Origin of the sequence: Vibrio qingdaonensis (genome assembly GCF_026191675.1) — a bacterium.
In the GTDB taxonomy this organism is placed as follows: domain Bacteria; phylum Pseudomonadota; class Gammaproteobacteria; order Enterobacterales; family Vibrionaceae; genus Vibrio; species Vibrio qingdaonensis.
In genome coordinates, this window is the sequence record NZ_JAKRRY010000102.1 from 1 (window position 1) to 2,022 (window position 2,022).

The following is a 2,022-nucleotide window of genomic DNA, read 5'->3' on the forward strand; positions in this document are numbered from 1 at the left end:
AACGATGCAAATCGCGGCCAGTAAGTCTCCAAGCTTTAAAGCAGGTAAAGCATTAAAAGAAGCGTGTAACCAGTAATGGATGGTTGAAATGTGATGATATTTTCATCATACTGGATACACCCACATTTCTAGAAGGTGTGGCAGATTTCCATCAACGCGTGGGAACTACACTAATTAATAAACCTCATAGGGAAACGCCCCTATGGGCGTTTCTCCTTAATAAAAGGAGATAATATGGATAATGAAATGAACACCGTACAGATACCGGCTGAAAAACTGGTTGATGCCTTGCTTCATGCGAAGCAGTTTGAGCATCACTATGCTACTCAGGAGTCGGTAGATAATCTGAAAGAGTCTGTACGGGAGTTGAAGGCGGATAACAATAAGCGATTTGAGCAGGTCGATAAACGCTTTGATAAACTGGAAGGTAAGTTTGATCGCCTTCAATGGCTTATTGTTGCTCTAACATTGACTACGTTCTTCAAAGAGCAAATTTTTTCTTTATTCATGTAAACCAATCGTTTCACCGTAACGGTGCTCACCGTGCCTTAGTCAGTTCGTCTGGCCAAGGGCGGACGAATTAACTTTCTGCTTAATTCAGGAGCTGCGTTATGCATCACCAATCTTTATCCACTCTGTGTTTGATGGAAGCATCAGGGCAGTTTTTAACCGATTTTTTCCCTCTTGAAATCTTGGATTCCCACAGTGATAAACTCGCTTGGATACAAGAGCACAAATGGGAGGTGGTTGAAAACGAACCCGATGAGTGTGTGTTAAATTTCATTGAAAATCTTGCCACACGTCTTCAAACCTTTGTACAAACTCAACTGACGAATCAACAAGTTCAGGCGTATAGCGAAGAAGTAAATACATTATTACTTCGTCGGTATGGCATTGATTTGCGAGATATTGGCTTTGACCCTGAATCGATTGATTTGGATGAAATGCCAAACGAGTACGTCGATAGGCTCGCCTTGAAGTACGACTTGTCTGATATCCGTTAGTTACCACTAATTTTTTCATACCAAAAGGGCTATCACTGCCCTTTGGGTGGTGATAGCCGACGAGGTGGGGGAAGGGTCATGACTTATCCAGCGTGTCGTGCTAATGAAATAGCGTATGAGTATTTTTGTGTTCTTATGTCTCATTCCTGGAGTCGTCATCGAGTCCGGCGAGTGCTAAGACAAAACGGTTCGCACCAATACTTTACCTACCATTTAGTTGTGTAGTGCCGTTATCGAGAAATCACAATGAACCACTAACCTTTATTTTTTCAACCGCAAGGGCATCACGATGCCTTTGTGCATGGTGATGACCCTTTGATTTTTGGAGAGCGTCACTATGACCTATGAAGAAATCACCAATTATATTACACCGTATTGTGTTGAACAGACGTTTCAGTCTTATGGCGTGAAATACGTTTATGAGTTTGAAGCCGACGACAGGGAGGCGGGGTTAATGTCAGGGGTAATATCCCCATTAGCCGAGCCGAATTGTGACGACAGTGAAAACCGCTTTTTACATACAGGGTTTTCTCTCACTCGTGCTGTTCAAGCCTGTGTTGCTAAGGAAGTGATCGCAGATGATTTTGTGATTCATCAAGTCGGGGCGTTCTCAAGAAGAACACTCATGAAGATGCTTCACAATCATTATGACTTTACCACTCCCAAGGGCGAGCTTGCTCGACGTGATGGTAAAGACTTGCCTTTACAACCGATAAAACTGTCTAAAGGGTGGGCGATAGGAACGAAGGCCGATGATGGTTTTAACTTCTATTCGCGCGAATCTATTGAGCGATTTCAATCGTGGCTTGATGCTTGGAATGCGCTTGATACCAGAGAATGGACACAACGGCAATACGGTCAAAAACCCAATTAACCCTAGCGGCTATCTGCGACTCAGCCAGTTTTTCTGGCGAGCGTGATGTCCCGCTTTTTGCGGATACCTCCGCGCCCTGTCAGTTCGTCTGACAGAGGTCAGATGGATGAGCAGTTTACCTTTGTTTATCTAGAGAGGGGTTTC

General features: G+C 43.8%; 4 protein-coding genes. All 4 read left to right on the forward strand.

Translation table 11 applies throughout. The features are described 5' to 3' along the window. Positions 1-4: 4 nt before the first annotated feature. The 4 genes from MD535_RS26385 (at position 5) to MD535_RS25425 (ending at position 1,878) form a co-directional block, all read left to right on the forward strand. The gene (locus tag MD535_RS26385; protein ID WP_390902977.1) at positions 5-76 is read left to right on the forward strand and encodes a hypothetical protein; all 72 of its coding nucleotides are present in this window, start codon (positions 5-7) and stop codon (positions 74-76) included. A gap of 158 nt (positions 77-234) precedes the next feature. Further along, a complete protein-coding gene (locus MD535_RS25415; protein ID WP_265678066.1) occupies positions 235-513 on the forward strand; it encodes a hypothetical protein in 279 nt (92 codons plus the stop codon). Between the two features lie 98 nt (positions 514-611). Further along, positions 612-1,004, forward strand: a complete 393-nt coding sequence (locus tag MD535_RS25420) for a hypothetical protein (RefSeq protein WP_265678067.1) — start codon at positions 612-614, stop codon at positions 1,002-1,004. Between the two features lie 337 nt (positions 1,005-1,341). Then, positions 1,342-1,878 carry a hypothetical protein gene (locus MD535_RS25425; RefSeq protein ID WP_265678068.1) on the forward strand — a complete coding sequence of 179 codons (537 nt, stop codon included), beginning with the start codon at positions 1,342-1,344 and terminating at the stop codon, positions 1,876-1,878. Positions 1,879-2,022: the final 144 nt, after the last annotated feature.

Bases quoted from the DNA above. Each gene is read 5' to 3' on its own strand.
- MD535_RS25415 (WP_265678066.1), top strand. From the start codon at position 235: ATGGATAATGAAATGAACACCGTACAGATACCGGCTGAAAAACTGGTT.
- MD535_RS25420 (WP_265678067.1), top strand. From the start codon at position 612: ATGCATCACCAATCTTTATCCACTCTGTGTTTGATGGAAGCATCAGGG.
- MD535_RS25425 (WP_265678068.1), top strand. From the start codon at position 1,342: ATGACCTATGAAGAAATCACCAATTATATTACACCGTATTGTGTTGAA.